Consider the following 23,035-nt stretch of genomic DNA (forward strand, 5'->3'; position numbering starts at 1 on the left):
ACTATATGTTGTTTGACCAAATGCGGCAGAAGCCGTTTTTTATATTAGGCCCTTGTGTAATGGAAAACCAGGACCTGCTGTTCACCGTTGGTGAAAAAGTAGCCGAAATAGGGCAGAAGTACCAGGTGCCGGTTATCTTCAAATCATCGTTTGATAAAGCTAACCGCACATCTATCCACTCGTACCGCGGCCCGGGTATTGAAAAGGGCATGGAAATGCTACAATTGGTAAAAGAAAAGTTCAACTTACCAACCACTACCGATATACATGAACCGGGCCAGGCCGCAATTGCTGCACAGGTAGTTGATATTTTACAAATACCGGCTTTTTTATGCCGGCAAACAGACCTGCTTGTAGCAGCGGCGCAAACCGGAAAGATCGTCAATGTAAAGAAAGCCCAGTTCCTATCCGGGCAGGATATGTTTTATCCGGCGCAAAAAGTAGTTGAGGTTGGCAATAACCAAATAATATTAACCGAGCGTGGCAACATGTATGGTTATAATAACCTGGCGGTTGATTTCAGGAATATATATGATATGAAAGCCTTTGGGTATCCTGTTTGTATGGATTGCACCCATTCGGTTCAGCGCCCTGGTGCTGCGGGCGGCAAAACCGGCGGTGACCGCACTTTTGTACCTATGATGGCCCTGGCGGCTAAAGCATTTGGTGCCAGTGGTTATTTTATGGAGGTACATCCTGATCCGGATAACGCGCTGAGCGATGGCCCTAATATGGTCAGATTGCAGGATATTGAAAAGGTAATTGTACCATTATTGGGTTAATTTTACTGCGCGTACCATATGAAAGAGATTGCCAAAAGAGTATTTGATACCGAGATAGCATCATTACAGTATGTAGCTGCTGCTATTAGCGATGCCGATTTTACCGGTATAGTAAATACCATATTAAATGCAAAGGGCAAACTGATTATAGCCGGTGTAGGGAAATCAGGCATTATAGGGCAAAAAATAGCAGCCACCCTTACCAGTACCGGCACACCAAGTTACTTTTTGCACCCAGGCGAAGCTTTTCATGGCGATTTGGGTATGGTGGGAAGGCAGGTACCGGTATTATTGCTGTCTTACTCAGGTGAAACGGATGAGGTGCTGCAGATTATTCCATTTTTAAAATGGAACGAAAATATAATTATGAGCATTACAGGGAACCCGGCATCAACCCTGGCAAAAAACAGTGAATATCATTTAAATATTAATGTACTGCACGAGGCCTGCCCGCTTAAATTGGCACCTACATCATCTACAACCGCAGCATTAGTTATGGGCGATGCTATTGCAGTAGCATTAATGGAAGCCAGGCAGTTTCAGCACGAAGATTTTGCCCGCTTCCATCCCGGCGGCAGCCTGGGCCGTAAATTGCTGGTGAAGGTTAAGGATATGATGCGTACTGACAATTTACCATTTATTGATGAGGATGCCCCATTTACCGAATTGTTGTTACGTATGAGTGAAGGAAAGCTAGGTTTAGTAATAGTTGGTACGCCCAGCTATCTGAAAGGGATTGTTACTGATGGCGACCTGCGCCGTGCGCTTTTAAAAAATAATGATATAGCCAGTATCCAAATTACTGAGATAATGACTGCCAACCCGATTATAGTTGATGCGGCCGAATATATTAACCAGGCCGAACATATTATGATGGAGAAAAAAATAACAACTATTTTGGTAGGTACGCCAGAAAAACGATCTGTGAGCGGAGTGTATCAAATTTATACAATCTGATAAAACAACTATAGTTGTTTGGTGTTTAACCTGCGTGCTTAAAATTTAATAACATATATTTGTCCCTGTTAATTAAAACCTAATGTCTGCCCTTACAGCTACCTCATCATATAATGTGTTTTCATTACCTACAAATATTAACATCGCTGTAATTGGCTTAGGCTACATAGGGTTACCTTTGGCAGTTGAATTTGCTAAAAAAGTAAAAGTTATTGGGTTTGACATTAAACAAGCCCGTCTTGATGAATTAAAACAGGGGTACGACCGTACGCTTGAAATAGATGCTGAAAGCTTGCTGGATGTAATAAGTGTAAAAGATAACCATAAGGGATTATCATTTACATCGATAATGACAGAAATAACTTTTTGTAATGTATATATTATTGCCGTACCAACTCCAACCGATCAACATAACCGCCCAGATCTAAATCTGCTTAAAAATGCCAGTGAAATGGTAGCAGGTGTACTAAAAAAGGGCGATGTAGTAATTTATGAATCTACTGTATATCCCGGTGTTACAGAGGAGGTGTGTGTGCCAATTTTGGAAAGGATATCGGGACTAACATTTAATCATGATTTTTTTGTGGGGTATTCACCCGAACGTATAAACCCAGGCGATAAGGTGCATACGCTAACCAATATTTTGAAGGTAACGTCGGGTTCTACGCCGGAAGTTGCTAATTTTATTGATGATCTTTACCGCCTGATAGTACTTGCCGGCACACACAAAGCACCCAGTATTAAAGTTGCAGAGGCTTGTAAAGTAATAGAAAATGCACAGCGCGACATTAATATTGCCTTTGTAAATGAATTAGCCAAAATATTCAATATTATGAATATTGATACCCAGGCCGTTTTGGAAGCAGCAGGTACCAAATGGAATTTTTTGAAGTTTAAACCAGGCTTAGTAGGCGGGCATTGCACTGGGGTCGACCCATATTATCTGGCGCAAAAAGCACAGGAAGTAGGTTATCATCCCGAGATTATATTAGCCGGGCGCAGGCTTAACGATAGCATGGGGACTTATGTGGCACAACAGGTAATTAAATTAATGATAAAAAAGGATATTGCTGTAAAAAATGCAGATATTTTAATATTGGGTTTTACGTTTAAAGAGAATTGCCCTGATGTAAGGAATACCAGGGTAATAGATATTGTGAACACTTTGCACGAATATAATACCAAGTGTGAAATATATGACTCCTGGGCTGATCCGGATGAAGTGTATAATGAATACCAGGTAAGTACGATTAAAGATTTTGATGCGTTAAAGGGAAATTATGATGCAATTATAATAGCTGTAGGGCACCAAGAGTTTTTTGATTTAAATTATGAGCGTTTGAAGAAAAAAACCGGGGCAGTTGTATATGATTTAAAAGGGATATTAAATTCAGCATTAGTTGACGAGCGATTATAGCTGTTTTTGTGATTGTGTGAAAATTTATTTACTTATTATTGCACCAAATTTGAGAGCAATTATGTTTTTGTAAAACATGGCTGTAGCATTTTATATATGAAATATCATAGAATTTTATTAATAGTATTAACATTTACGATTTACTTTGGCGGCTATTCAATTGCCGTAGTAGCACAAACTATTCCTGCCGGGACTAATGTTGATCAGTATTCTGACGCACAGATCAAACAATTGCTTCAACAAGCACAGGCCCAAGGGCTTTCTGATGCACAAATAGTACAGCAAGCACAAGCAAGGGGTTTGTCTGCTGATCAGGCTGCGCACTTACAGCAACGTATAAGTGCTATCCGAAAAACTCAGGGCAGTGGTACATTTTATGCAGATACCTCACAGAATCAGCCCCGCGGATTAAATTACACCCCCGATACCCTAAGTTCAAATAAGCAAAACACTGATATATTTAAAAATTTAAGGCCTAAAATATTTGGCGCCGACCTTTTTAGAAATTCCAATATTGGCGCGACTCCTAATTTAAATATTGCAACACCAGTAAATTATATACTGGGCCCAACAGATCAATTAAATATTGATGTTTATGGTAATTCGTTAGCCAGTTGGCGTCTTAAGGTTTCACCAGAAGGAAATATTAATATACCCGGCGTGGGCCCATTAAATGTAGCCGGCAAAACTGTTGAACAAGCCACGGCGAATATTAAAAGCAAACTGGCGGCCAATAATTATGCTATTGGCCGGGGCACCAGCGTTGATGTTAATTTAGGTAACATAAAAAGTATTAGTGTTGTTGTTGTTGGTGAAGTGCTTAGGCCCAATACCTACATATTGCCGTCATTATCTACAGTTTTTGGCGCTTTGAATAAAGCGGGCGGACCAAGTGATAATGGTACATTCCGCCAAATAGATATCATCAGAAATGGTAAAATATTCAGGCACCTGGATTTGTATGACTTTTTAACTAAAGGAGATCAAAAAGATAATATCATGTTAAAAGATCAAGATATTATTAGGGTGCCTACCTATCGCACACGGATAGAACTGGCTGGTGAAGTAAAAATCCCGGCATTATTTGAAACACTGCCTGGCGAAACTTTGCAGGATATTATAAAATATGCCGGCGGCTTTACCGATCAAGCTTATACTGATAGGATTAAAGTAATACAAATAAGTGGTCAGCAGTATCGTATTAGCGATGTGGTTGAAAGCGATTATAAAAACTATGTTCCGTTGCGTGGCGATAAATATATTGTTGAGCATATTTTAAATAGGTTTGAAAACCGTGTTACCATAAATGGCGCTGTTTTTAGACCGGGCGAATACGAATTACAAAATGGCTTAACATTATCACAATTAATAAAAAATGCCGCAGGTTTAAAAGAAGATGCCTTTACTGGCAGGGGAAGTATCACACGTTTAAAACCGGACAATACCACCGAGCAACTTTCTTTTGATGTATTAGGAATAGTTAATAAAACTGTGCCGGATATTGTGTTACAGCGCGAGGATATCGTTGAAATATCATCGATGTTTGATTTGAGAGATAAATATACTGTAGATATAAAAGGTGAAGTGAGAAGGCCCGGCCAATTTGCGTATGCTGATAAAATGACTATCCAGGATTTGATCATTAAGGCAGGTGGATTTGCTGAGGGGGCCAGCCCAAAACGTATTGAAGTGGCACGCCGGGTAAACAACAGTAATCCGTTGGCATCAAATAGTGCTGTAGCGCAGGTGTTCACTCAAAATGTTGATGCCAACTTAAAAACAGGCGGCGCATCATTTGTATTGAAACCTTATGATATTGTATCTATATATACATTACCGGGGTACGAACCTCAAAAAACTGTTAAAGTGGAAGGAGAGGTGCTTTATCCTGGAAATTACACTATAAAAACAAAGAACGAAAAAATATCAGATATAATAACCCGAGCAGGTGGCTTAACCGCGTCGGCAGATGTGGACGGGGGTACACTAAAACGTAGTAACATAGCCATACTTGGAGTAGACAAAAATAAAGTTGATACCACCGGAATAGAAAAAGAACGTACCATACGTTTAAACCGTTTGCAAAAAGGCTATAATGATACCACAGTTAACAAAACAAATAGCGATGCGCAACTGCGTAACGATTATGTTGGTATTGATCTTAAAAAGATATTAGAGCAACCCGGCAGTAATATTGATTTGATATTAGAAGACGGCGACAATATTAGGATACCAAAGCAACAACAAATTGTACGTGTTAATGGTGAAGTACTATACCCGAGTGCCGTGGTTTTTGAAAAAGGGAAAACATTTTCCAGTTACGTATCAAATGCGGGGGGATTTTCGCCAAAGGCATTAAAGAGGGGTGCTTACGTTGTATACCCTAATGGAACGGTTAAAGGCACACGCAAGTTTTTGTTTTTCAATAGCCACCCAGCGGTAAAGGCGGGTAGTGAAATATATGTGCCAGTAAAGCCTGAAAAGAAAGGGCTTGGAGCGACGGAGCTTGTGGGTATAAGCACAGGTATTGCATCATTAGGTGCGATAATATTAGGTATATTAAGCTTACATAAAAGTAACTAGCAATTTAAGTTTTTTCGCTATTATGAATGAAAATTATCAACCTCTAAATCACGAAAATGGACTATCATATATCGAAGTTTTATCGAAAATAAAAAATGCTTGGAGATATCTTTTAAGTAAATGGTTTATTATTTTAATTGCAAGCTTTATAGGAGGGGCGGGCGGATTCATCTATGGATATGTTAAGAAGCCTATTTTTATAGCTCAGTTAAGTTTTGCTTTACAGGATGACAAATCAGTAGGAGGATTTAGTGGTGCTTTGAGTTTAGCCAGTCAATTTGGTATAGATTTAGGTGGCGGCGGGGCGGGAGGTGAATTTAGCGGCGATAATTTATTAGAGCTAATGAAATCCCGACTTATAATAGAAAAAACGTTACTATCTCCTGTATATGTAGATGGTAAAAAGGAGACATTGATCGATTTATATATAAATTTTAATAAATTTAGAGATAATTGGATAGGAAAGCCGGGCTTAGAAAGTATCAAGTTTTCACCAGGTGCAGATCTGGATAAATTTACGTTAAAACAAGATAGTATTATAGGTGTTTTTCACAGAAATATTATAAAAAACAATTTATCAGTAGATAAACTAGATAAGAAGTTAAGTATAGTTTCTATTAAGGTTACTTCAACTAACGAGCTTTTTTCTAAATATTTTGCAGAAGTATTGGAAAAAGTAGTGTCTGATTTTTATATACAAACCAAGACGACAAAATCTGCCAAAAATGTCAGTATATTGCAGTATCAGGTAGATTCTGTTCGCACGTTATTAAATGCAGCAATTCTAGGCGTGGCTTCATCAACAGATGCTAACCCTAACCCTAATCCATTATTTCAAACATTACGCGTACCCTCACAACGCAAATCTGTTGATATTCAATTTAACACTGTAATATTAACTGAGCTGGTTAAAAATTTAGCTATAGCTAAAATGTCCTTACTGCAAGAAACACCTTTAATTCAAGTAATTGATAAACCCATATTACCATTAGAAAGAATAAAAGTTAGTAAGTTATATTCAGGAATTAAAGGTGCATTCATTGCAGGATTTATTATTTCTGTGATACTTTTTATTAAAAAAATAAAGTAGTGGTTTAATTTCGACGATATATTATATGCATCGTTTAAACCTGCAAATTTGGCAACATGAGTAATCAAAGTGCACTTAAATCTGACACGCTTAAATACCTCCCTGTAAAAATATTTCCGGCAGTATCTGGACTTCTCACAATTTATTTTTTAACACGTAGTTTATCTACGGCATTATACGCTACATATTCTTTTGTTATAGCAAGCGTATTACTATTTATGCAATTATCGGGGGGGTGGATCAATAGTTCTATTATCTACTTTTATCCAGATTTTTATAATAAAAAAAATGAGGACGATTTGAAAATTAATATTATTGGTCTTCAAATAATATTGTTTCTTGTTGCCTCGATAGGTTTTATAATAATATGTTTTTTTGGTAAAATAAGCATAGAGATAATAATAAGTGCGCTATTACTTATGTTTTTTCAGATTTTCATAAATTTATTGTATAGTTTTTTACAAGCCGAACGTGCTATTACAGTTCAGATTACATCTACCGTTATACAAAGTATTATACAAATATTAAGTGTTGGAATATGCTTTGTGTTTTTCCCGCAACAATTATGGCTGATTCTGTTTATGCTTTTTTTTAGCTATTTTATAGCTACTATATATGTTTTGTTTTGCACGAAAATTATCAAGATGCTTACTTTTAATAACATAAAGGAAAAATTTAGTGCAGAGTTAGCAAAAAAGATACTTTTATATGGACTGCCTATATGCGTATGGTTCTTTGCTTCACAATTTTATACCGTTGGTGACAGGGTATTATTTAAATATTTTAATGTGGTTCAATATGTAGGTAATTACGCATCGTTTAGAGATTTGGCCGTTGGTTTGTCGGGCTTTTTAACTATGCCGTTATTATTAGCATCGCATCCCATTATTATAACCATGTGGAAAAATGGCGACGAGAAATATAAGATAGAACAGCTAATAGAACAAAATATAAGGATATTGATCCTTTTTTTTTTCGTATCGTTTGTGCTTACAATATTATCGGGTAAATGGATTATGACTACAATAGTATCTGTTAAATATTTGCTGAATACAACCTTAATGTGTTTAGTTCTATTATCTATATTTATCGGGACAATTTCAATGTATATTCACAAAGCACTTGAAGTTACAGGCAAAACACTTTTAATGAGCAAAATATCAATTTGTGTAGCTATATTAAGCTTTGTTTTAAATTTTGTGATATTACCATTATATGGCGTAACAGGTGCAGTTATTGTTAATCTTGTTTGCCAGGTTACTTATTTAATAGCAGTATATTATTATTCAAAGAGCATTTTAAAGCCAAAACTTAAAATCAAATTCATAGCATCTGTGTTACTGTGTGTAACAGTTATATTTACAATAGATTTATTGTTACGCAAAACATTAAAAAATCATTATACAAACTTGTATGAATTTGTATATACATGTATAATGTGCTTGATTTTTTTAAGCCGTTCTCAAGATATTAAATTGTTATTCGCTCCCCTTTTTAAAAAGAGGCCACTTAGTAATACCGATAATATATAAAGATGAGTTATCTGCTTTTAATAGGCTTATTGGTTATTGTTTCGCAAATGCGAAAGATGTTTGCAACTAGCTATTTATCACCTACAGGTGTTTTTTGTGGGATATGGATTATTATTTTACTATTAATGAGAATAATGGCACCTGATTTTTATTTTAGTTTTGAAGCCGCATTTTACATTTCAGTTTTTGTGTGCTGTTTGTTTATCGGCGAGTTAATAGCCTATGGGATATTAAGAAAAGAGTGGGTACCCACTGTAAGCTACACTTATTACACAAGCGATGATTATAAAAAAAGGCTAAAAAAATACACAATATTAATAAGCTTGATGTCATTAATAGGCTCAATAATTTATTTAAAAGCATTTATTGATTTTTTTGGATCTTTTGCACAATTCTTAATCGCTGGTTCACTTATTCGTGAATCATTATATGCTGGAAGCATAAGTATACCTGTTATTTCATTGATATTGGGTTTACTTAGCTATACGGCAATTAATTTATCAATGACATATTATACGAAGTTTGGATTTAACTGGATCCAAATTATCCCATTCCTGAGCGTGGTAATAATGTCATTTAGTCAAGCTGCAAGGGCGGGGTTAGTAATATTGATATTTCAATTGTTCGCTGGTAAAATATTTAGATTATTTACTAAAAAGTCAAAAAACATTGAATTGAAATTATTTAAGCCAATTTTAATAATTGTACCGATTTTGATAACCGTGTTTGTTTTGGTAGAATCGTTTAGGCAGCAAAATTTTGAAGTAAATAATTCAAAAATTGAAGATACATCTGCCTCTTTTAGTGTATATGCTTTTGGGGGTGTAGCTGGTTTTGCTGCATATTTAAATACAATAAGGCCATACTCTGAGAATTTAACGTATGGGCGTTATACATTCAGTTCATTGTATGATATTTTGGGAATTGCTAGATCTGAACCAGGGGTTTATAATCAATATTTAAAGGTATCCCCAAGTTTAACTGGAAATATATATAGTATTTTTAGGCCATTAATGGAAGATTTTGGGGTAGTTGGTTTAATGATATGGGCATTATTATTGGGGCTTGTATCCAATTACTTCTTTACAAATAGCCTAAAAGGATCATTGATTAGTATTTCATATTGTATCACCTTATATACATATATGATGTTCAGTTTTATAGCCCCACTAACTCAATTTAATTCATTTATTTTAAGCTGTTTCTTAAGCCCTTTAATAATTTTTATAGCTAAAATTAAATTTTCACCAATTGTTCCCAAAATAATAAAATAATATTGTCTTAATGAAAGTCGCCTTTATTTGTGTTAATTATAACAATTCAAAAATAACTCAAGAATATGTAAAAAGTGTTTTAAATATAAAAGGGAGCTATGAAGTTATTATTATAGTGGTGGATAATGCATCAGAAAAACATGACGTTCAGGCACTTGAGGAATTGAATCACTCACAAATGATTTTAATTAAAAGCCAAACTAATGTGGGATATTTTAAAGGATTAAACTTGGGCATACAGGCTATAAGGCCTAAGGAATTTGATTTTATATTTGTTAGCAATAATGATTTGACATTTGATGTTAATATTTTGAAAAATTTAGAGCAATTAAATATTGAAGATAGCACATTAGTTTTAGCTCCTAATATTATCAGAATTGATGGTGTACACCAAAACCCGCATATTGTAAATAAGTTTTCAGCAATACAAAAGATATACAGAAGAGTTTATTTTATGAATTATTACATTGCATCGTTCCTGCAGTTACTATATAACAGAATAAAACCCAGGTTAGTTTCTGAAGATAGGGTAGGGTATAACCAAACCCAAACGATACTTATGGGTTATGGAGCATGCTACATACTTACAAGTTTTTTTTTTAATTATTTTAAGGAATTAGATGCCCCCGTATTTTTAATGGGCGAAGAAGGTATTTTAGCAAACCAGGTATTAAGTGTGAATGGAACAACATTATACTGTCATGATTTGTTAGTTACGCATCATGACCATACCTCTATAGGAAAAGTTGGAGTCAAAAAAATGTATAAATACTCTAAACAGTCATATAAATATTATTTAAAATATTTAAAACATGTTCAATAACTAAACTTTGTTATAATGGCTAATAAGGGAGTTAAAAATTCAATTTTATCACTATCCCCCAAAATAGAATTGTTTGTACGTAAACTTTATAAAAATAATGTTAAGTTTTTAGCGAAGTTTAATAAAAACAAAGTTCAAGTGAGCCAATTAACTGACTTTGAAAAAATAAGTACAGCACTAAAAACTTTAGGAGTTTCTGAAGGTAGGATTTTGGTTTTACACTCATCTTATGAAGTTTTAGAAGGCACAGGATTATCTCCATTACAAGTAATTGATAAATTAATATCACTTATAGGAGATAACGGTACTTTGGTTATGAATTCAGCGAGAAGGTTTCCTGAAGAAGTTAAACATCTAAATGATTTGGATAAGGATTATGGTGATGAGGTTGTAACTTACAATGTAAAAAAATCTAGAGTTTGGACTGGTACCTTACCTTTCTTTATGTTAAGGCATAAAGATGCATTAATTAGTAAATTCCCAATAAATCCAGTAGTGGCCATAGGAAAGCAAGCAAAAGAAATGGTTAAAGATAATCTTACTGATTTGGGTACAAGTTGTGGAATAAATTCGGCATGGAAATATTGTGTGGATAATGATGCGATAGTAGTGGGCATAGGAATTGATTTAACACATAGCTTAACAATTATTCATGTTGCTGAAGATATGATGGGTGATAAATGGCCAATACCAAATTGGTACCGAAAAAGAAAATTTAAAATAATAGATGTAGATGGTACAGAAATTCTTACAACAGTGAAAGAAAGGAGACCAATATGGGGATCTAGATATTTTGCCGAACGAACATTATGTAAGGACCTATTAAATGAAGGTATTTTAAAAAGTTTAACAGTTGATGGTGTATTAATTGAAGCGGTTGACTCAAAAGTGCTTATTGAGTATTTGAACTCGAAGAATGAAACAGGATATCCTTATTTTGGCATTAAAAAATTCATAAAATAATGCAAATATCTTTCCGATTAAAACTGAGCAATACAATTCCATTATGCTTTATAGCTAATAATGAGTTACTTATTTCTAAAAGTAATATTATATATATATATAATATTGAAAGAAATTCTAAACGTAAGTTAACTACGTTGCCAATTAATATATATATCGCAACAATTACAAGGTTTCGAATTTTAGCAAGAATTTTCAGACTTGGAGTACGGTACGCTATACCAATAGGCGATGATAAAGTACTGATAGTTTTCAACAAAAAAATTTATGAGCTTAATATAATTGATGGTTCATTTTTTGAGACCTTAGATATTAAACGAGGGAATAGGCCACTAAATATTGCTAATATTAAAGATATAAAAGGCTTTACAAACGCTACTTGTTTCGGCGAGTATTTTTTTAACCCTAATAAAAGCCCCGTTCATATCTATTCAAGATCAAGTCAATCAAACTGGAATATTGTTTACACATTTCCCAAAGAAACAGTAGATCATGTTCATGCAATTATTCCAGACAACTATACTAACTGCGTATGGATATTAACTGGCGATTTTGAAAATGGGGCGGGTATATGGATGGCTCAAGATAATTTTAAAGTTGTTAAACCAATTTTAGTTGGCAAACAAATATACCGTGCTTGTGTTGCATATCCACAAAAGGAGGGGCTTATTTATGCTACTGATAGCCAATTTGAAACCAATTCTATTCGTTTACTTAAAAACACAGACAAGGGGTGGGTTTCAGAATTAATTTGTGAGATTAATGGACCAGCGATATATGGTTGTAGGGTTAAAGATGATATATTTATTTCAACATCAGTGGAAGGAAACAGTTTATCTAAAGGTCGTTTGAAGATGTTTTTAGATCGTGAACCAGGGCCTGGTGTAAAAGATAATAAAGTGCATATTGTAGGGGGAAATATCTTAAAAGGATTTAAAACACTTAAAACAAATGAAAAAGATTTTTTTCCATTTCTTATTTTTCAGTTCGGTGTAATAGCTTTTCCAACGGGAGATAACAATTCTAGTTCTTTGATATCTTTTAATATAGGCTTAAAAAATAATGATTTTGATACTGAAGTGTTTACAATAAATTAAATATTATGATTAATAAAGACTTTTTTTTGAATGGACTAAAGGAGCAATTCGAAGAGGGTGATGCCGATAGTTTAACATTTGATACTGAATTTGAAAGTTTGGATACATGGGACTCGTTAACACGATTTTCAATAATTGCATTTATAAACGATGATTATCAAATCATAATTGGGCCGGACGATTTCAAAAAATTAAAAACTCCACAAGAAATTTTTGACTATATAAGTATCGAGCTTAATAACACCTAGCATTTAGTTGTCAATATAAATGGTGGAATCCTTTGGCTTTATCACAATATATAATATTTTTTAATAAATTAATATGCTTAACAACAAAACCCTGTTAATAACCGGCGGCACCGGATCTTTTGGCAATGCAGTATTAACCCGTTTTTTGAACACCAACCATTTTAGCGAAATACGGATATTTAGCCGTGATGAAAAAAAACAAGATGATATGCGCAATCAATTGAAGAATGAAAAATTGAAATTCTACATTGGTGATGTGCGCGATTATTCAAGTATTGAAAAGGCAATACGTGGAGTAGATTATGTATTTCATGCAGCAGCACTTAAGCAAGTACCTTCTTGTGAATTTTTTCCATTGGAAGCTACTAAAACTAATGTTTTTGGTACGCAGAATGTTATTGATGCTTCTATCGCCCATAAGGTAAAAAAAGTTATATGTTTAAGTACAGACAAAGCAGCATATCCTATAAATGCTATGGGGATTTCAAAGGCTTTAATGGAAAAAGTGGCTATAGCAGCATCCAGGAATATTACTGATAATGCTACCGTAATTTGCTTAACACGTTATGGTAATGTAATGGGGTCGCGTGGGTCTGTAATACCATTATTCTTAAAACAAATAAAGGAAGGTAATCCAATAACAATAACAGATCCTAATATGACTAGATTTTTAATGTCATTAGAAGAGGCTGTAGAATTAGTTTTATTTGCATTTGAACACGGTAACCAAGGAGATTTATTTGTAAATAAAGCACCTGCTGGCACTATTGCCGATTTAGCTACAGCATTGAAGGAGCTATGTAAAGCAAACAGCAAAGTTAAAATAATAGGTACCAGACATGGCGAAAAATTATATGAAACTTTGTGTACAAGAGAAGAGATGAAAAAAGCTGAAGATATGGGCGATTTTTATAGGATACCTGCAGATAACAGGGATTTAAACTATAATCAATTTTTTTCCCAAGGTGAACTAGATATTTCAATGATCGAAGATTATCATTCACATAACACAGCACGATTAGGCGTTGAGGGTATTAAATTACTTTTATCAAAATTACCAATAGTGAGGAAAGAAGTCTTAGGTGATAGTGAAGCTATTTAATATCCCTCGTAATATGGATAATAAATTTAAATACTCCGCTCTAGGATTAACCCGGACTGGCAAAGCTCCAAAATGAGTACATTACTAATTACACTAATAATTCGAATATCTCCAGGTTGATTTAGTAAAATATTTGAAGAAAAGCAAATCAACTAATAATATAAATCAACTGCTCAACTTTTCAATTTCATGAGGTGCCAATTTAATAAGACTTATTATTATTGGTAAATAAGTAGGTTCATGTAACAAATATATATAATGATTAAAATAGGTATTACAGGACAAAATGGGTTTATTGGACAACACTTATATAATACACTTGGCTTATTCAAAGACGAGTATGAAAGAGTTGAATTCCGTCGGGATTTTTTTAAAGATGAAATTAAGTTAAAAGAATTTGTTGCCAAATGTGATGTTATTGTGCATTTAGCTGCCATGAACAGACATCCTGATCCTAGTACAATATATCATAATAATATCAATTTAGTTAAAAAATTAATTGATGCATTAAGCGCAACAAATAGTAAAGCACATGTACTCTTTTCCTCATCTTCTCAAGAAGAAGGCGATAATTTATACGGTAAAAGTAAAAAGGATGGAAGAGAACTCTTATTCGACTGGGCTCAGAAAGCAGAGGCTAATTTTACAGCAATGATAATTCCTAATGTATTCGGACCTTTTGGTGCTCCGAATTATAATTCATTTATAGCAACCTTTTGCCATAAAATTGTAAACGCCGAACAACCTCAAATTAATAATAACAGTAGTATAAAGCTTATATATGTTGGAAATTTGGTATCAGAAATAATTGAAATAATTAAAAATGTACCTAAAACTAATTTAATAACAATACCTCACCATGATGAATATAAAGTTTCAGAAATATTAAACCTTTTGCAAGGGTATAAAAGCCAATACATGGATTTGGGCATTGTACCACTATTAAGAACGAAATTTGAGATTAATTTATTTAATACGTTTCGAAGTTATATTGATCTAGATAAATATTACCCTATTAAATTAACTTCACACGCAGATGATAGGGGGGCATTTGTTGAAATTATAAGGTTGAACACTGGTGGGCAGATCTCATTTTCTACAACCTTTGCTGGCGTAACTCGCGGTAATCATTTTCATACACGAAAAATAGAGCGGTTTGCTGTAATTAAAGGTAACGCATTGATTCAATTAAGAAAAATTGGTTCAAACACTACAATCAATTTCCATCTTTCCGGTGATGAGCCTGCATATGTCGATATGCCAATATGGTATACCCATAATATAAAAAATGTAGGACGGGAAGATTTATATACTATTTTTTGGATAAACGAATTTTTTAATCCTGAAGATCCAGATACTTATTTTGAAACGGTTTAAATAATATTACCAACATGATAAAAAAAATGAAAGTAATGACGGTTGTTGGTACACGGCCAGAAATTATACGATTATCAAGAGTATTAATTGCATTAGACCAATCTGATGCTATCGATCATATTTTAGTGCATACAGGTCAGAACTATGATTATGAACTTAATCAAATATTTTTTGACGACATGAACCTGCCTAAGCCTGATTATTTTTTGAATGCAGCAGGGCAAACAGCAACTGAAACTATCGGTCAAATATTAATTAATATTGACCCATTGCTAGAAAAAGTAAACCCCGACGCTTTTTTAGTACTTGGAGACACTAACAGTTGCCTTTGTGCTATTCCTGCCAAAAAACGACATATCCCAATATTTCATATGGAGGCGGGTAATCGCTGTTTTGATCAGCGTGTCCCTGAAGAAACTAATAGAAAAATAGTCGATCATATCTCAGACATTAATTTAACATATAGTGATATTGCAAGAGAATATTTATTACGCGAAGGATTACCAGCAGACCGAATTATAAAAACAGGTTCACCTATGTTTGAGGTTTTAAATCATTATTTACCAAGTATTGAATCTTCAGATATTTTAAATAAGCTCAATTTAACAGAAAATCAATTTTTTGTAGTATCGGCCCATCGAGAGGAAAATATTAATGATGAGAAAAAATTTCAAAATTTAATGGAAAGCCTTAACATTGTAGCCGAAAAATATAAGTATCCTATAATCGTAAGTACACATCCGCGCACGCGAAAAATGATTGAGAGCAAGCAATTAATCATGAAGCCTGAAATCCAGTTTTTAAAACCGATGGGCTTTATAGATTACAATGCATTACAAATGGGATCATTTGCGGTACTTTCAGATAGTGGCACTATATCTGAAGAATCATCAACTTTAAATTTTCGAGCTTTAAATATAAGAGATGCGCATGAGCGGCCGGAAGCTATGGAAGAGGCTTCGGTTATGATGGTGGGGTTAAATACTGAGCGCATTTTGCAAGCTTTAAAACAACTTAAATACCAACAAATAGGTAAAGACAGGAACTTTAGAAGGGTGGCTGATTACTCTATGCCTAACGTTTCAGAAAAAGTAGTGCGCATCATTATAAGTTATACCGATTATGTAAAACGAACGGTATGGAGTGAAACAGGTAATTAATGAACATTATATTTTTAACTATTACACGGATAACAGGTATTTCAGAAAGAGGAATATACACAGACTTAATGCGTGAATTTCGAAATGAAGGGCATCAGGTATATATCGCTTGCCCAACAGAAAGGAAATACAAACAAAACACAAATTTAACAAAAGTAGATGGAGTTCATATTCTGAGTATTAAAACTCTTAATATACAAAAAACAAGCCTGATTGAAAAGGGAATAGGTACATTATTATTAGAATCACAATTTTTAGAATCCATTAAAAAATACTATGATAATGTGAAATTTGATTTGGTTATATATTCGACACCACCAATAACTTTTACAAAAGTTATTAGATATATTAAATACAAATACAGGGCGACTACGTATCTATTACTCAAAGATATATTTCCTCAAAATGCAGTTGATTTAGGTATGATAAAAGAAAATGGGATCATACATAGGTACTTTAAAAATAAAGAAAAACGACTATACAGTGTCTCTGATTATATTGGATGTATGTCGCCTGCTAATGTTGACTATATAACTTCACATAATAAAACAGAGGTTGGAAAAAAGGCAGAAGTTAATCCTAATAGTATTGAGCCATTTTTAAAAACTATTTCCAATGTCGAACGTATTGCTATTAGAACCCAATATAATATACCCTTAAATGATACAGTTTTTGCATATGGCGGTAATTTAGGTAAACCGCAAGGAATTGATTTTTTAATTGATATATTGATACATAATAATAATAAGCCAGGCACCTTTTTTTTAATTGTTGGGGATGGTACTGAATATTTAAGGCTAAAACTAAGTATAGACAAGCTAAAAAGCAAAAATATACTTTTGCTGAAAAACTTACCTAAGGCGAATTATGATCAATTGTTATTATCATGCGATGTAGGGCTTATTTTTTTGGATAAAAGGTTCACTATACCTAATTTTCCATCACGCCTTTTATCATATCTCGAATGCCACTTACCCGTTATTGCAGCAACTGATAGTAGTACAGATATTGGTGATACTATAGTCAAAAATAATTTTGGAACATGGTGTTTAAATGGAGATTTATCTGGATTTAATAAATTAATTGCAGAGTATTGTGAAAATATAGCATGGCGACAAGAAATGGGCAATAATGGGAATAATTTTATGATGAAGAACTATTTGGTACAACAGTCCTATCAAACTATTATGAAGCATATGTTATAATGTATAAATGTTTTTTTAAAAGAGTGACAGATCTTACTTTAGCCATAGTAGGTATAGTCATATTATTTCCAATATTGATTTGTACGGCAATTTGCTTACTTATTGGCAATAAAGGGAATGTGTTTTTTTTACAAGCCAGACCGGGACTAAACACGAAGATATTTAAAATAATAAAGTTTAAAACAATGAATGATAAAAGGGACGGTAAAGGGAACCTTTTATCGGATGCTGAACGCTTAACTCCGGTGGGAAAATTGGTCAGAAAGTTATCGTTAGATGAATTGCTACAATTAATAAATGTGATAAAAGGTGATATGAGTTTAGTTGGTCCTCGCCCGTTGTTGCCTCAATATATATCATTATATAATGAATTTCAATTAAGGAGGCACAATGTTAAACCAGGGATAACAGGGTGGGCACAAATAAACGGAAGAAACACAATAAGCTGGCAACAAAAATTTGATTTAGATGTTTGGTATGTTGAGAACATGTCCTTTTGGTTAGATTTGAAAATTATATTTTATACTTTTTTGAAAGTTCTTAAATCAGGAGATGTAAATGCAGGGGATAATGTTACCATGGATGCATTTAACGGCAATAATTAAAATGTATATTTGCGGTAGGCCTTAAAGTAAATAAATTAGATGACAAAATACGGTATATACGGCGCTGGTGCTTTAGGACAGGAGGTGTTTTTAAATGTTACTGATATACTTAAGCAACAAGGAAAAGAATGGGATTTTATCGGTTTTATTGATGATTCGTTGCCCCAAGGCACGGTAGTAAAATATGGGAAAGTTGCAGGTAATATTCATTTTTTGAATGCAGTTGCTTACAAATTGGAAATTATTATTGCGATAGGAAATACTATTGCAATACAAAATATTTACCAAAAAATTGATAATCCGAAAATCAGTTTCCCCAATATTATACATCCATCTGTTTCATATTTAAATAAAGATTCGGTTACTATGGGTAAGGGGAATGTGATTGGAATGTTAGGATTGGTTAGTTTCGACGTTAATATAGGAGATTTTAATATATTTAATACTAGGGTATCAATTGGGCATCATGTCCAAATAGGCTCATTTAATATTTTTCATCCTAATATTCAAATTTCCGGGAATGTTAAAATTGGCGACTCTAATACTTTTGGCTTTAATTCTGGTATAATTCCTGCAAAAAAAATCGGCAATAAAAATACCTTTGGTCCCGGCTGCATTGTAACAAGGAATATTGCAAACGATAGTTTATATATTGGCAATCCTGCTCAAAAATTTAATTTTAATACTTAAAATAATATGGATATAACAATTTTTGTTAAAAATTTTGCACTTCAGTTTGACGAAACAGAGCCTGAATTAATAACGAGCGATACAAATTATAAAGATTTAGAAGAATGGAGTTCACTTACAGCATTATCAATTATCGCAATGGTAGATGAAGAATACGATGTGAAATTATCTGGAAATGATATAAAGAACGCAACCTCTATAGTTGACTTATTTGAAATTGTAAAATCAAAAGTTTAGACATATTATGGCATTTTTAACTTTTCAAAATGTTAAATTAGACGGAATCGCATCGAGTGTCCCTAAAAGTAAACAGAAGGTTGAGGATTGCCAATGTTTGACTAAAACTGAAGCTGAAAAATTATCAATAACGACAGGCATTTGGGAAAGAAGACTTGCTAATACAGATATTTGTACAAGTGATTTGTGCTTAGCCGCTGCTGAACAATTGATTAAGGATTTAAATTGGGAAAAGTCTTCAATCGATGCATTAATATTTGTAACACAAACACCTGATTACATTTTACCATCTACTGCTCCGATACTCCAAGACAAATTAAATTTAAATAAAACCTGTTTAACCCTAGATATATCACTCGGATGCTCAGGATATGTTTATGGACTAACAACTTTATGTGCATTGGTATCATCCGGATCAATAATGCGAGCATTATTATTAGTTGGTGATACAATTACTAAAATATGTTCTCCGCTTGATAAAAGCACTTATCCATTGTTTGGAGATGCTGGTTCAGCGACAGCTTTATCATATGATAAAAACGCTAAACCAATAAGTGCCAACCTTTACTCAGATGGAAGCGGTTCCGAAAGTATAATAGTAAAAGACGGGGCTTACAGAAACACAATAACTGAAGAATCTATTAAAACAAAAAATATTAGTGAGGGGATACAAAGAAGCGCGAATCAATTAATGTTAGATGGAATGGATGTGTTTTCCTTCGGAATTAGCAAAGCGCCACATGTGGTTAAAGAATTGCTTGGTAATTTAAATATAGAAACAAAAGATGTTGACTATTTTATTTTTCATCAAGCGAACAAGATGATGAATGACAAAATAAAAAAAAAACTAGCATTAACGGATGCGCAAGTACCATATTGTCTTGAAAAGTTTGGCAATACAAGTTGTGCAACAATTCCTTTAACTATTAGTACACAATTATCTGAAAATCTTAATGCGCAATCTGCCAAATTGATACTGTGTGGTTTTGGTGTTGGATTATCTTGGGGCGCTATGTATTTAGAGGTAGATTCGCTGGTTTGTTCACCTTTAATAGAACTATAATAATGTTCAATTTACAAGATAAAAGAATTTTAATAACCGGAGGATCATCGGGCATTGGCAGACAGATAGCAATACATGCAGCTGAAAATGGTGCTATAGTTACAATATTAGGCCGCGATAAAAAAAGATTATCAGATGTGTTTACGGAATTAGCTGGCAAAGGGCATAATTTTTTTGCTTTAAATTTGACAAATGAGCAAGAGGTAACAACGTTTATAAAAAGCCAAAATACTTTTGATGGTGTAGTATTTAATGCAGGTATTGTTGAATATTCACCAGTAAAATTTTTAACAAATGAAAAAATTAAAACAGTTTTTGATATAAATTTTAATAGTACTGTTATATTAAGTCAGCAATTATTAAAGAATAAACTTATTGAAAAAAAAGGGTCATTAGTTTTTATTTCTTCTATTGCATCGGTTATAGGTATCGGTGGCACTGCATTATATGCAGCCTCGAAAGCAGCACTTAATGCATATACTAAAGTAATAGCGACAGAGACTGCTGCACAGGGAATTAGGGCAAATAGCATAAGTCCAGGTATAGTTATAACACCTATGACAGAACAGTCAATAAACGTATCGACTGATCGTAGTATGGATGATAAGGAAAAAGAATATCCGCTTGGATACGGTAAACCCGAAGATGTATCTGCACTAGCTGTTTATTTATTAAGCAATGCAAGCAAATGGATGACAGGGTCAAATTTAATAATTGACGGAGGTCTGACACTAACTTAATAGCCCTGTATGAAATCTAATATATCTCCTGAATACTATTACTCTGAATCAATTTTTCAGAAAGAAAAATTAATTTTTAAGAATCATTGGCATTTTTTTGGATTTAAAACACAACTTACTAAACATAACGATTATTTGACCCGCACAATAGCGGATACTCCTGTGCTGGTACAAAATATAAAAGGTGAGATAATGGCTTTTTTAAATGTTTGTTCACATCGCTTTTCAATACTACAACAAGAAGCAAGTGGCAACAGACCATTAGTTTGTCCATACCATGGGTGGTCATACAACCAGGACGGTATACCTACAGGAATACCTAAAAAACCATTATTTCAAAATTTTTCAAGTAATGAGCTTTGCGAATTAAGTTTAAAAAGTTATCAAATTAGTTTTTGCGGTAATTTATGTTTTGTGAATTTAAGTAATTCAAAACATTCATTAAATGATTATTTAGGGGATTATTTTAATGAGCTTGAAGATTTGTCTCTTTCTACCCAAGAAATGATAGACATTAATCAACTTGATATAAAAGCGAATTGGAAAATCATAGTTGAAAATACACTTGAAAGTTATCACGTAGGCTTAATTCATACCAATACTTTTAAGAAACTGGGAGCAAGCGGATTGAATTTTAATTTTACATCTTTCCATTCAAGTTGGGATGCAGATTTACTTATAAAACGAACAGATGATTCTTTAAAGAAAATTGAAAATATTTTTGCCCCACGTAAATATTATATTAATGGATATAAACATTTTTTAATTTTCCCCAATTTATTAATCTCCACAACCCATGGGAGCTCATATAATTTTTCATTAATTGAACCATTGAGCCCCAACGAAACACGTTTTAATAGCTATGTTTTTTTGGCTTATATTAAAGATGATGCAAAAAGGGCATTCGTCTCAGCTTATAAGCAAACAGTTATAGAATTTAATAGAGAGGTTTTTGGAGAAGATAAAGCCATTTGTCAATTAGTTCAAAAAGGAGTAAATCATACTAATCTTTCGGGTGTTTTAAGTTTAGAAGAAGAACGTGTACATGCATTTCAAAATACTTATATAAAATTAATACAGAAATGAAGGCTAACATTAAAGCGATTTCTTATTATTTACCTGAACAAATTTTAGATAATGTTCTAATAAATGAGATATTTCCAGAATGGTCAATAGATAAAATATCAAACAAAACCGGGATATATAAAAGACATATTGCGGACAAAAATGAATTTGCCTCAGATATGGCAATAAAGGCAGCTACGCAATTGTTTGATGAATATAAAATCTTACCTTCTGAAATTGATTACATTTTACTGTGTACGCAAAGCCCAGATTATTTTTTACCCACAACCGCTTGTATTGTACAGCATAAATTAGGGATACCCACAACTGCGGGAGCGCTGGATTTTAATTTAGGGTGTTCTGGCTATGTATACGGATTAAGCCTAGCCAAGGGTCTTATAGCCGCTAATATTGCTAATAACGTTTTGCTCATTACAACAGAAACTTACAGTAAGTATATTTATGACAAAGATAAAAGCAATAGGACAATTTTTGGCGATGCCGCATCTGCTTCCCTTATATCATCATCTGGAGAAGGACTAACTATTGCAGATTTTGTTTTAGGTTCGGATGGCAGTGGCGCCGAAAACTTGATAGTTAAACGCGGTGGAGCAAAGTATCCTGTTAATATTACGGAGAATATAATTAAAGATGAATATGGAAATGAGCACAACGAGAATAATTTATATATGAACGGCTCTGAAATATTTAATTTTACTAGCCAGGCTGTCCCACAGTTGGTTCATTCTACCCTTCAAAAAAATAATCTTTTAATAAGTGATATCAATCTGTTTATTTTTCATCAAGCTAATAAATATATGCTTAATCATTTACGAAAAAAAATTGGCATTGAAGAGAATAAATTCATGTATCATCTTGAAAACTGCGGCAATACGGTATCCTCAACCATACCAATTACGTTAAAAGAAGCTTTAACCCAATTAATTATTAAACCACAAATGTCTATAATGCTCGCTGGGTTTGGCGTAGGTTATTCTTGGGGCGGTGTGGTTCTGAAATCTTAA

At 33.4% G+C, this 23,035-nt stretch carries 22 protein-coding genes; all 22 read left to right on the forward strand.

What is annotated here, in order from left to right; translation table 11 throughout:
- Nucleotides 1–20: 20 nt before the first annotated feature.
- The 22 genes from kdsA to IRJ18_RS05720 all read left to right on the forward strand — a co-directional run bounded on the left by kdsA (nucleotide 21) and on the right by IRJ18_RS05720 (nucleotide 23,035).
- A complete protein-coding gene (gene kdsA, locus IRJ18_RS05615; protein ID WP_317174085.1) occupies nucleotides 21–782 on the forward strand; it encodes a 3-deoxy-8-phosphooctulonate synthase in 762 nt (253 codons plus the stop codon).
- Nucleotides 783–800: 18 nt separating this feature from the next.
- Nucleotides 801–1,739 carry a KpsF/GutQ family sugar-phosphate isomerase gene (locus IRJ18_RS05620; RefSeq protein ID WP_194105216.1) on the forward strand — a complete coding sequence of 313 codons (939 nt, stop codon included), beginning with the start codon at nucleotides 801–803 and terminating at the stop codon, nucleotides 1,737–1,739.
- Nucleotides 1,740–1,821: 82 nt separating this feature from the next.
- Complete coding sequence (locus IRJ18_RS05625) at nucleotides 1,822–3,156, forward strand: nucleotide sugar dehydrogenase (protein ID WP_194105217.1); 1,335 nt, start codon at nucleotides 1,822–1,824, stop codon at nucleotides 3,154–3,156.
- A 96-nt stretch (nucleotides 3,157–3,252) separates the two neighbouring features.
- Nucleotides 3,253–5,739 (forward strand): SLBB domain-containing protein, encoded by a 2,487-nt coding sequence (locus IRJ18_RS05630; RefSeq protein WP_194105218.1) that lies wholly within the window; start codon nucleotides 3,253–3,255, stop codon nucleotides 5,737–5,739.
- Between the two features lie 22 nt (nucleotides 5,740–5,761).
- Nucleotides 5,762–6,829, forward strand: coding sequence for a GumC domain-containing protein (locus IRJ18_RS05635; RefSeq protein WP_194105219.1), 1,068 nt, complete (start codon nucleotides 5,762–5,764; stop codon nucleotides 6,827–6,829).
- A gap of 56 nt (nucleotides 6,830–6,885) precedes the next feature.
- Nucleotides 6,886–8,361 (forward strand): oligosaccharide flippase family protein, encoded by a 1,476-nt coding sequence (locus tag IRJ18_RS05640; RefSeq protein WP_194105220.1) that lies wholly within the window; start codon nucleotides 6,886–6,888, stop codon nucleotides 8,359–8,361.
- A 2-nt stretch (nucleotides 8,362–8,363) separates the two neighbouring features.
- Nucleotides 8,364–9,635 (forward strand): O-antigen polymerase, encoded by a 1,272-nt coding sequence (locus tag IRJ18_RS05645; RefSeq protein WP_194105221.1) that lies wholly within the window; start codon nucleotides 8,364–8,366, stop codon nucleotides 9,633–9,635.
- Nucleotides 9,636–9,645: 10 nt separating this feature from the next.
- Nucleotides 9,646–10,458, forward strand: coding sequence for a glycosyltransferase family 2 protein (locus IRJ18_RS05650; protein ID WP_194105222.1), 813 nt, complete (start codon nucleotides 9,646–9,648; stop codon nucleotides 10,456–10,458).
- Nucleotides 10,459–10,473: 15 nt separating this feature from the next.
- On the forward strand, nucleotides 10,474–11,421 hold the full coding sequence (locus IRJ18_RS05655) for an AAC(3) family N-acetyltransferase (RefSeq protein WP_194105223.1): 948 nt from the start codon (nucleotides 10,474–10,476) through the stop codon (nucleotides 11,419–11,421).
- Nucleotides 11,421–12,518: a hypothetical protein gene (locus IRJ18_RS05660; RefSeq protein WP_194105224.1), complete on the forward strand. Its 1,098-nt coding sequence runs from the start codon at nucleotides 11,421–11,423 to the stop codon at nucleotides 12,516–12,518. Before IRJ18_RS05655 ends, IRJ18_RS05660 begins: the two co-directional genes overlap by 1 nt.
- Before the next feature lie 5 nt (nucleotides 12,519–12,523).
- The gene (locus IRJ18_RS05665; RefSeq protein ID WP_194105225.1) at nucleotides 12,524–12,766 is read left to right on the forward strand and encodes an acyl carrier protein; all 243 of its coding nucleotides are present in this window, start codon (nucleotides 12,524–12,526) and stop codon (nucleotides 12,764–12,766) included.
- 73 nt (nucleotides 12,767–12,839) lie between these two features.
- Nucleotides 12,840–13,868, forward strand: a complete 1,029-nt coding sequence (locus tag IRJ18_RS05670) for a polysaccharide biosynthesis protein (RefSeq protein ID WP_194105226.1) — start codon at nucleotides 12,840–12,842, stop codon at nucleotides 13,866–13,868.
- Between the two features lie 258 nt (nucleotides 13,869–14,126).
- A complete protein-coding gene (locus IRJ18_RS05675; RefSeq protein ID WP_194105227.1) occupies nucleotides 14,127–15,245 on the forward strand; it encodes a polysaccharide biosynthesis C-terminal domain-containing protein in 1,119 nt (372 codons plus the stop codon).
- A gap of 14 nt (nucleotides 15,246–15,259) precedes the next feature.
- Entirely contained in the window at nucleotides 15,260–16,405 is a 1,146-nt protein-coding gene (wecB, locus tag IRJ18_RS05680; protein ID WP_228072574.1) for a non-hydrolyzing UDP-N-acetylglucosamine 2-epimerase, read from the forward strand.
- Nucleotides 16,405–17,610, forward strand: a complete 1,206-nt coding sequence (locus IRJ18_RS05685; RefSeq protein ID WP_194105228.1) for a glycosyltransferase family 4 protein — start codon at nucleotides 16,405–16,407, stop codon at nucleotides 17,608–17,610. Before wecB ends, IRJ18_RS05685 begins: the two co-directional genes overlap by 1 nt.
- Complete coding sequence (locus IRJ18_RS05690) at nucleotides 17,610–18,215, forward strand: sugar transferase (RefSeq protein WP_194105229.1); 606 nt, start codon at nucleotides 17,610–17,612, stop codon at nucleotides 18,213–18,215. Before IRJ18_RS05685 ends, IRJ18_RS05690 begins: the two co-directional genes overlap by 1 nt.
- A 39-nt stretch (nucleotides 18,216–18,254) precedes the next feature.
- Nucleotides 18,255–18,905, forward strand: coding sequence for an acetyltransferase (locus IRJ18_RS05695; RefSeq protein WP_194105230.1), 651 nt, complete (start codon nucleotides 18,255–18,257; stop codon nucleotides 18,903–18,905).
- A gap of 6 nt (nucleotides 18,906–18,911) precedes the next feature.
- The gene (locus IRJ18_RS05700) at nucleotides 18,912–19,142 is read left to right on the forward strand and encodes an acyl carrier protein (RefSeq protein WP_194105231.1); all 231 of its coding nucleotides are present in this window, start codon (nucleotides 18,912–18,914) and stop codon (nucleotides 19,140–19,142) included.
- Nucleotides 19,143–19,149: 7 nt separating this feature from the next.
- The gene (locus IRJ18_RS05705) at nucleotides 19,150–20,205 is read left to right on the forward strand and encodes a ketoacyl-ACP synthase III (protein ID WP_194105232.1); all 1,056 of its coding nucleotides are present in this window, start codon (nucleotides 19,150–19,152) and stop codon (nucleotides 20,203–20,205) included.
- 2 nt (nucleotides 20,206–20,207) lie between these two features.
- A complete protein-coding gene (locus tag IRJ18_RS05710; RefSeq protein ID WP_194105233.1) occupies nucleotides 20,208–20,945 on the forward strand; it encodes an SDR family NAD(P)-dependent oxidoreductase in 738 nt (245 codons plus the stop codon).
- Nucleotides 20,946–20,954: 9 nt separating this feature from the next.
- Nucleotides 20,955–22,031 carry an aromatic ring-hydroxylating oxygenase subunit alpha gene (locus IRJ18_RS05715; protein WP_194105234.1) on the forward strand — a complete coding sequence of 359 codons (1,077 nt, stop codon included), beginning with the start codon at nucleotides 20,955–20,957 and terminating at the stop codon, nucleotides 22,029–22,031.
- Complete coding sequence (locus tag IRJ18_RS05720) at nucleotides 22,028–23,035, forward strand: ketoacyl-ACP synthase III (RefSeq protein ID WP_194105235.1); 1,008 nt, start codon at nucleotides 22,028–22,030, stop codon at nucleotides 23,033–23,035. Before IRJ18_RS05715 ends, IRJ18_RS05720 begins: the two co-directional genes overlap by 4 nt.

The sequence above is a fragment of the Mucilaginibacter boryungensis genome (assembly GCF_015221995.1).
Classification (GTDB): Bacteria; Bacteroidota; Bacteroidia; order Sphingobacteriales; family Sphingobacteriaceae; genus Mucilaginibacter; species Mucilaginibacter boryungensis.

Bases quoted from the DNA above. Each gene is read 5' to 3' on its own strand.
- kdsA (WP_317174085.1), top strand. From the start codon at position 21: ATGCGGCAGAAGCCGTTTTTTATATTAGGCCCTTGTGTAATGGAAAAC.
- IRJ18_RS05620 (WP_194105216.1), top strand. From the start codon at position 801: ATGAAAGAGATTGCCAAAAGAGTATTTGATACCGAGATAGCATCATTA.
- IRJ18_RS05625 (WP_194105217.1), top strand. From the start codon at position 1,822: ATGTCTGCCCTTACAGCTACCTCATCATATAATGTGTTTTCATTACCT.
- IRJ18_RS05630 (WP_194105218.1), top strand. From the start codon at position 3,253: ATGAAATATCATAGAATTTTATTAATAGTATTAACATTTACGATTTAC.
- IRJ18_RS05635 (WP_194105219.1), top strand. From the start codon at position 5,762: ATGAATGAAAATTATCAACCTCTAAATCACGAAAATGGACTATCATAT.
- IRJ18_RS05640 (WP_194105220.1), top strand. From the start codon at position 6,886: ATGAGTAATCAAAGTGCACTTAAATCTGACACGCTTAAATACCTCCCT.
- IRJ18_RS05645 (WP_194105221.1), top strand. From the start codon at position 8,364: ATGAGTTATCTGCTTTTAATAGGCTTATTGGTTATTGTTTCGCAAATG.
- IRJ18_RS05650 (WP_194105222.1), top strand. From the start codon at position 9,646: ATGAAAGTCGCCTTTATTTGTGTTAATTATAACAATTCAAAAATAACT.
- IRJ18_RS05655 (WP_194105223.1), top strand. From the start codon at position 10,474: ATGGCTAATAAGGGAGTTAAAAATTCAATTTTATCACTATCCCCCAAA.
- IRJ18_RS05660 (WP_194105224.1), top strand. From the start codon at position 11,421: ATGCAAATATCTTTCCGATTAAAACTGAGCAATACAATTCCATTATGC.
- IRJ18_RS05665 (WP_194105225.1), top strand. From the start codon at position 12,524: ATGATTAATAAAGACTTTTTTTTGAATGGACTAAAGGAGCAATTCGAA.
- IRJ18_RS05670 (WP_194105226.1), top strand. From the start codon at position 12,840: ATGCTTAACAACAAAACCCTGTTAATAACCGGCGGCACCGGATCTTTT.
- IRJ18_RS05675 (WP_194105227.1), top strand. From the start codon at position 14,127: ATGATTAAAATAGGTATTACAGGACAAAATGGGTTTATTGGACAACAC.
- wecB (WP_228072574.1), top strand. From the start codon at position 15,260: ATGATAAAAAAAATGAAAGTAATGACGGTTGTTGGTACACGGCCAGAA.
- IRJ18_RS05685 (WP_194105228.1), top strand. From the start codon at position 16,405: ATGAACATTATATTTTTAACTATTACACGGATAACAGGTATTTCAGAA.
- IRJ18_RS05690 (WP_194105229.1), top strand. From the start codon at position 17,610: ATGTATAAATGTTTTTTTAAAAGAGTGACAGATCTTACTTTAGCCATA.
- IRJ18_RS05695 (WP_194105230.1), top strand. From the start codon at position 18,255: ATGACAAAATACGGTATATACGGCGCTGGTGCTTTAGGACAGGAGGTG.
- IRJ18_RS05700 (WP_194105231.1), top strand. From the start codon at position 18,912: ATGGATATAACAATTTTTGTTAAAAATTTTGCACTTCAGTTTGACGAA.
- IRJ18_RS05705 (WP_194105232.1), top strand. From the start codon at position 19,150: ATGGCATTTTTAACTTTTCAAAATGTTAAATTAGACGGAATCGCATCG.
- IRJ18_RS05710 (WP_194105233.1), top strand. From the start codon at position 20,208: ATGTTCAATTTACAAGATAAAAGAATTTTAATAACCGGAGGATCATCG.
- IRJ18_RS05715 (WP_194105234.1), top strand. From the start codon at position 20,955: ATGAAATCTAATATATCTCCTGAATACTATTACTCTGAATCAATTTTT.
- IRJ18_RS05720 (WP_194105235.1), top strand. From the start codon at position 22,028: ATGAAGGCTAACATTAAAGCGATTTCTTATTATTTACCTGAACAAATT.